Raw genomic sequence first — 6,498 nt, 5'->3', positions numbered from 1 at the left:
CGATCTTGACGCTGCATCTCGAACATTATTGCATGGTCGTCGATCGGCATCATCAATCACACTATCGATGTCGATCTCACTCAATCTCGATCATAGCTACTGCTTTTGAGTATATCGCCGACGCACTCTCAAACGCGATTAGTGCTCCGTGTCTGTGTATCATTATCCAGAGCAACATAAAACGTACCCCGCAATTCGAATTATTCTCGTACATTTATTTTCTATTGCCAGAAGTTTAGCACGATCTACTGTACCGTTTTTAGATGTATCTACTGCCATATGAATAAAAAAGGGAGCGATTTTGCCTCTCCCGGTTAAAACTTCTCTTTCCTTATTTGTTCTTCCAGCTCTCTTTCCGCCTTGCGTATGTCCCTCTGCAACTCCTCCAGCCGGGTGATCTGTTCTTCACTCATGCGTGGACACCCCGAGAGCCAGCTGCTGTAATTGGGCGTACTAATTTTGCCGCAGGCGATACTCCCCACCCGCAGACAGTAATCGTAATACTTTACAAACTCATCTTCCGGAGCGTCCCGGTCTATGTCGGTGATGATGTCATCCATCCCAACTATATAGTCCGCGCATTCGGTGATCCCGCCGACATCGCCGCCGACCCAGCTCCGCGTAGCATCCTCATAATCATAGCCGTGTTTCTCGCAAAAAGCCTGCAAATAGGCGTTGCAGGCTTTTTCGTAGTCTGATTTGAGTTTCGTGTTCATAGATATTCTTGGTTAGTTACTTGGTTAGTCAAAATGCACAGAGCATCTTACTCATTTTCGTGAATCGGCCGCCAGCCGATAATCTTATGACCAATACCAGCCCATCCGGGATACACATATATCCACCATTCAGAACGGTCATATTTAACAGTGACAAATGGAAGTTTCTTATCAGAGGTTTTACACAACACGAGTTGTCCATTTTGCGGCAGCTCCTCTTTCGGATCACGCCAGCGGGTCAATTCCTCATATTCGAAATTAGCGCCAACAACACAGGCGGATGTAACGATATTTTCAAAAGTTACATGGTCTTCATTGAATTGATCAAGTTCGACCCAGGCATTGGCCACATATTCTTGTATTCTTTCCTCAATTGTTTTCATTTCTCATTGTTTTTGAAATATTCGACGATCTCCTCGACTGTAGCCTTGCGGTAATAACCTGATGGTACATCTACAAAAGAATCGAATCGCGTATGTTCGTTAAAAATAAGCCGTCTAACCCCATTTTTACTCTCATTAGTCGGATATTCCGTATATGAGTACCATTGCTCCTGATCGTTCTCGTTGTTCATCGCCGCCAGCGCCCTGAACAGCTCGATGTTGGTGCCGCAGTCTATGCAATTCAAGGCGGTGAATGTTTGTGCGTCATGAGCCACGCCGACACAATAAGTGTCACATATTACCTTATCGCCTAATCTCTCTTCTTTTGGGGGATAAATATATTCATAGCCAATATGCATACACCACTCGATCACATCTTTTCGCTTCTCCGCATCCTCGACGCGGACAAAGCAATGGGTTGTGAATTTCATTCCTCGTTCAGTCTTTGTTTGAATGCGTTTAATGCACTGCAATCGGGGCAATTTCCCCCATTACTTGTTTGTATTGAGTAAATTGGGCAATCCTTGCAAAATGCTTCGATCGCTTTATCCCGCATCCTTTCCTCGGCCTCCTGCTCGGCGAGTTCGGCTGTATGGCTCATTGCTGCTCGTAGCTGCCATTTGGCGTGGTCGCTCATCTCTATTACAAGATGATTCAAGCATCCGTCGATAAATTCCTTTGCTTTTTTGCTTTTCATGGCTATTCGTCGATTATAAACCAACCGTCATGCAGGAGTTGTGCGCGGCTAATTCGGGATTTGAGGATAGTTCGATGTACCCGCCGGCATCGGGAGCAAACAATATCATGCACCACGTCGTATCGGTTGGGTTTGTTTTGGCGGCAGAACCAATTTCGGGGCGATTTGACGCAATATACCTCCTCGAAATCCTTATGCCCGAACCAGCGGCAGATAAGGGGCAAAAGCCATTGTTTCATAGTCCTATTCATTGCTCGCCTCCTTTCAGAAATTCGGGATTGTCGTGGATGTTGCTAATGACTTATTTTCCAAATTTATAAATCCAATCCTGATCCAATCTTAAATAACATAATTCCTTTCTATCGACCAAGGCCCCCATAAAAGCTGCGTTGCCGGTATGGTAAAAGATTCTATGAGGGCGAGTTTTATCCTCGGACAATGGAGAGCGTATCACATCCCCCTCGTAAATCTCCTTACCGTTCTTGTCTTTCAGCCCCGTAAACTCGCCGACGGTAGTGGGATCGACCTCGTGTCTGTTTGCATCATCGAATATAAAATAGCGCCCATTCAAAATGACAAGGCTGCCATACAACCACTCTCCGTTGTCGAGGCGCTTGCCCCGGAATTTAATTTCTCTCATATTTCAAAATGTTTGAAAGTTTTTCAAAGTTTTGCAATGTTCTGCATCGAATCTCGTTGTTTCACCAACTCAAATTCGTAAACTACCCGTAAAGATCGTTGAACATTACTTTTTTCATTTCCTCTGATCGTTTTGATTCTCCTCAATATCGGGGTTGTCGGCCTTGCTTTTGTCGAAAAAGCGGATTCCGCCATTGATAGTCAGCATGTTGATATTCATCCCCTGCTTCAACAAATCGTAGATTGCGGTTGTCGCTATCCCAATTGCAATGACGGAGATAATAAGAATAACCAATATTACGGCCCATGCAATCGAGCGATAGGGTTCCCCGGATATAATACCACATAAAACAATTGTCAGTGTTCCAAAAAGAAAACTTGTAAGTAAGTGTTTTTTCATTTCCTTTCGTATTCATTTATCGTTTCGAAAATCTGTAATGCCACCTGCGGGACTATGGCGTTACCGCAGGCTTTGACGGCTTCCCGGCACCACCGAGGAAAGGCGATACCAGCCAATTCCCCGGGAAACCCATCATCTCCGCCACATACAGGGGGTTGAGTCGGGAACCCGTTCCAGTCCGGTATTCGTCGCTTTGCATCACCTTCTTGGATAGTCCGCCCTTGCGTATGCCCTGACTGGCCGGAAGCGTTACATTCTTCGCATCGTTCGCTGTCGGGGTCGGTAAAAGTCCGCTTACTGCCAGATCGTTCAACAGGGACATATATGTTAGACCCGATTTTCTCGTTTTGTATAGTCCGGTTACTTTTTGACCTCCGCGTGATGCGTCCGAGGCATGGGGTGTCGGAAGCAATACTGTCGGCATGAACTCCGTTCGACCGTTCACGCATCGTTTCAGACCCTGCGTCTGCACGGTGGGCAACAAACCAGCATCTGTCCCGACGGTGGGGAGCGCCGACACCGCAAGCCGGAATAATGTACGGCTGCACCTCGTATCCTGCCGCCTCCAGGTCAGCGCACACCTGTTCGAAGACCAACCCTTCCGACCAATTAACGATTCCGTAAACGTTCTCGCCCACGACCCAGCGGGGTCGAACAGTCCAAATAACGTCGAGCATCGCGGGCCACAGGTAGCGGTCGTCTTCTGTGCCTCGCCGCTTTCCTGCGAGCGAGAACGGCTGGCACGGGAAACCTCCGGTAAGCACGTCGATACGGTCTTTCCAGACAGTGAAGTCGGTCGCTCTGATGTCTTCATATTGTTCTGCATTCGGGAAGTGATATTTCAATACTTTGCGGCAAAAAGGATCGATCTCGCAGTTGAAGGCGTTCGTCCAGCCCGCCCACTCGGCCGCCAGATCGAACCCTCCGATCCCGCTGAAAAGAGAGGCGTGGGTCATAAGAGATCATCGGTTATTGTCCTAATTTTTCAACGATCCGCATTTCTCGTTCGGATAACTCCCATACTATAGCCTCTTTTTTCACCGCAGCTCTTTCGGCGGTAACTCTTTCGGCGGCGGTATGCGAGATTAAAAAACCGGATCCGTAAATCGCTTTCCCGTGCTTTTTTTGAGAATCGAGTACAGAACGGTGCAGCATTTCCCGCTTGTCTATCCTTATCTCACCCTTGTTTTTCACGATGTACGCTACATCCGAAACCGTTAGCACGCAGTCCGGGTATTTGTATTTCGGCAATTCCACTTTCGGCGCCGAGCAAATGGCATTGATCCCCTCATATAGTACAGGATCACCTATTACACCGGCTTCACCGAACATGTTGGACAAAAAAGATGTATTTACTTTTGCGCCGTTTTCGTAAACAATAGCGGCGCCGCATACGATCCGTGTACAGTCAATGTTAGCGCTGAACAATGTCAGATGTGGGGCAAACAAGAAAAACTTGATCCCTCGTTTCAGATAGAACCGGACAATTTGAGAGATGATCGAAAAGGGCGGGTTGTCGATCACCACGCAATTATCGGGATAGACCAGGCTCTCGTAATCACCACCCGGATAGAACGGGCGGACAACGGTCATCCTGTCAATGTCGCAATGATCGGCTACATATTGCAAAACATAGTCGTACACCGCTGGAGGCGTATAGCAGTCGTCGGTCGTTTTCTTGGGCTTGAATTTCTCAACAAATCCATCGTAATCGTCGAAAAGCCCTTTTTGCCGCTTCTCGCGATTCGTGAATATATGCTCTTCTTGATTGAATAAATCAACTACTTTCATTATCAGCCTGCTATTTATCGGTTATCCCCGTTTGAGTCGATCACGCCGCGCTCGCGGCGGCTGGCGAGTTTGTCGAGGTTCTGCTGCATGACCTCTTCGAGCGTGAAGCCGAAGCAATCGGCAATGCCCGCGATAAACCACGCACAATCCCCGACCTCTTTCATCAGCTCGGATTTGTAACCCTCCGCCTCTTGCAAATCGCCCGTATTGAAAACCAAATGATCCATATCCAACCGGCACACTCCCTTTCGGCGCCATTTGGCGATCTTGTCGGCGATTTCGCCCACCTCGGCCATCAGGCCGAAAAGCATATAGGTCGCATTCTCGCAACTCGGCAGCCGCGTACTCATCGCGCGTGTCTGATATTCGTTCGCTCTCATCCTTTATAATTCTTAAAATCAATACTATTGAAAATAGATTTGTGATTACACCAACGGGCTAATCGCTTTTGCTCCTTTGTCGGTTCGATATTGTTTTCGAAATCTCGATATGGTTGGGCAAAGGGACTTACTCCCAATCGCTTCAGAGCCTCAATGCGGACCAAACTTTCGTGTACATCCCCAATTAAAGCATAGACAAAAATTCTATATGGTTTTATGCCGCGCTTGGACAACTCCTGCACAACCTTTGTCACAGAATCTAACTGACTGATTCTGTCGCATGCAAACCGGACGTATCTTATCCACTTAACCCGCGATAGCAAGTCAAGTATATATTTATCGGCACACGCCCGGCGAGCATCCAACCCTTGATTAAAATCAACAGATATGCCCGTGCGAATTATTTCTTCGATTTGTTCCAGCCCGAAATCCGACGCCAGTACATTGTTATCCAATAATATAGCCCGACGCTTATCGCCGAGGAACTCCCGGAGCGGGGATGCCGGCCGGATGGAGCCTTCCTTGTGCGGAACGATGCACCACGGGCAACCGTTCGGGCAACCGCGTGTTAGGAATCCGAAAGCCTCATTCACACTGTAAAGCGAATAATCAGGACAGATATGTTCAATCTCGTCTGGTAATGTTATTGTATAGTCCTTATAACCTGTTCCCGCCCGTACGATCTCGCACGGGTAGTAGTCTGCACAATCAGCCGTGAAAGTGAAAACTTTAGACATATACACTCGATCGTACCTACCGAACATCGGATTGGCGAACTCAACCGAATCCCCGTGCGACTTATGCCAAGCCGAAAGTTTCATCAATGCCAAGTTCGGAAAATGATGACCATCTACATCTACTAATCCTATATTCACTCTTTGTAGTATTTTCAGTTTTTCCTGTTAAACTTCCTCTCGACCAGATCGCACAAATCCAGGTACATCGCATCGGTATTCTTCGCCTTCACCCTCTCCCGGAACCTGGCTATATCCGACAGCCAGCAGCCGCAACGGACATAAATGCCGTCTTGCAGGTTGAAAAAGTAAACCTTGCTGCCAATCCGAGAGCCGAACCCGACAAAAGCCAGGAAAGGATAATCGCCGATATATTCGCCTTTCCCTTCGAAGGAGCACTCCTCACCGAAAAAGCAATCCTCACCGAAAGAGCACCACTTGCCGAAGGAGCACCACTCGCCGAAGGAGCACTCCTCACCGAAAGAGCACTCCTCACCGAAAGAGCAATCCTCACCGAAAGAGCACTCCTTACCGAAAGAGCACCACTTGCCGAAAGAGCACTCCTCACCGAAAGAGCAATCCTCACCGAAAGAGCACCACTTGCCGAAAGAGCACTCCTTACCGAAAGAGCACCGCTCGCCGAAGGAGCACCGCTCGCCGAATATTTGTATATCACTGTAATCCCCCGAGGGGTATTGTTTGATTCCGTCGATCACCTCGAAGGCATCGAAATCCGCTTGTGTGTATTCTTTCATTTT

The 6,498-nt window shown here is 47.8% G+C and carries 11 protein-coding genes; all 11 read right to left on the bottom strand.

What is annotated here, in order from left to right:
* Positions 1-314 precede the first annotated feature (314 nt).
* A complete protein-coding gene (locus ALIPUT_RS00705; protein ID WP_004327653.1) occupies positions 315-716 on the bottom strand; it encodes a mediator of RNA polymerase II transcription subunit 21 in 402 nt (133 codons plus the stop codon).
* 47 nt (positions 717-763) lie between these two features.
* Positions 764-1,099 (bottom strand): hypothetical protein, encoded by a 336-nt coding sequence (locus tag ALIPUT_RS00700; RefSeq protein ID WP_004327652.1) that lies wholly within the window; start codon positions 1,097-1,099, stop codon positions 764-766.
* Positions 1,096-1,530: a hypothetical protein gene (locus ALIPUT_RS00695; RefSeq protein ID WP_004327651.1), complete on the bottom strand. Its 435-nt coding sequence runs from the start codon at positions 1,528-1,530 to the stop codon at positions 1,096-1,098. The genes ALIPUT_RS00700 and ALIPUT_RS00695 overlap by 4 nt, the downstream gene beginning before the upstream one ends.
* Positions 1,527-1,796: a hypothetical protein gene (locus tag ALIPUT_RS00690; RefSeq protein ID WP_004327650.1), complete on the bottom strand. Its 270-nt coding sequence runs from the start codon at positions 1,794-1,796 to the stop codon at positions 1,527-1,529. The genes ALIPUT_RS00695 and ALIPUT_RS00690 overlap by 4 nt, the downstream gene beginning before the upstream one ends.
* 301 nt (positions 1,797-2,097) lie before the next feature.
* Positions 2,098-2,436, bottom strand: a complete 339-nt coding sequence (locus ALIPUT_RS11950) for a YopX family protein (RefSeq protein ID WP_004327648.1) — start codon at positions 2,434-2,436, stop codon at positions 2,098-2,100.
* Positions 2,437-2,550: 114 nt separating this feature from the next.
* Complete coding sequence (locus tag ALIPUT_RS00680) at positions 2,551-2,835, bottom strand: hypothetical protein (protein ID WP_004327647.1); 285 nt, start codon at positions 2,833-2,835, stop codon at positions 2,551-2,553.
* Positions 2,832-3,791 (bottom strand): DNA cytosine methyltransferase, encoded by a 960-nt coding sequence (locus tag ALIPUT_RS00675; RefSeq protein ID WP_004327646.1) that lies wholly within the window; start codon positions 3,789-3,791, stop codon positions 2,832-2,834. The genes ALIPUT_RS00680 and ALIPUT_RS00675 overlap by 4 nt, the downstream gene beginning before the upstream one ends.
* Positions 3,792-3,804: 13 nt before the next feature.
* Positions 3,805-4,626, bottom strand: a complete 822-nt coding sequence (locus tag ALIPUT_RS00670) for a hypothetical protein (RefSeq protein WP_004327645.1) — start codon at positions 4,624-4,626, stop codon at positions 3,805-3,807.
* Between the two features lie 14 nt (positions 4,627-4,640).
* On the bottom strand, positions 4,641-5,006 hold the full coding sequence (locus ALIPUT_RS00665; protein ID WP_004327644.1) for a nucleoside triphosphate pyrophosphohydrolase family protein: 366 nt from the start codon (positions 5,004-5,006) through the stop codon (positions 4,641-4,643).
* A complete protein-coding gene (locus tag ALIPUT_RS00660; protein WP_040293029.1) occupies positions 5,003-5,881 on the bottom strand; it encodes a radical SAM protein in 879 nt (292 codons plus the stop codon). The genes ALIPUT_RS00665 and ALIPUT_RS00660 overlap by 4 nt, the downstream gene beginning before the upstream one ends.
* A gap of 14 nt (positions 5,882-5,895) precedes the next feature.
* The gene (locus ALIPUT_RS00655) at positions 5,896-6,495 is read right to left on the bottom strand and encodes a zinc finger CCCH domain-containing protein (RefSeq protein WP_004327642.1); all 600 of its coding nucleotides are present in this window, start codon (positions 6,493-6,495) and stop codon (positions 5,896-5,898) included.
* Positions 6,496-6,498 lie beyond the last annotated feature (3 nt).

The sequence above is a fragment of the Alistipes putredinis DSM 17216 genome, assembly GCF_000154465.1.
GTDB lineage: Bacteria > Bacteroidota > Bacteroidia > Bacteroidales > Rikenellaceae > Alistipes > Alistipes putredinis.
This window is presented reverse-complemented; position numbering and strand designations above follow the sequence as displayed.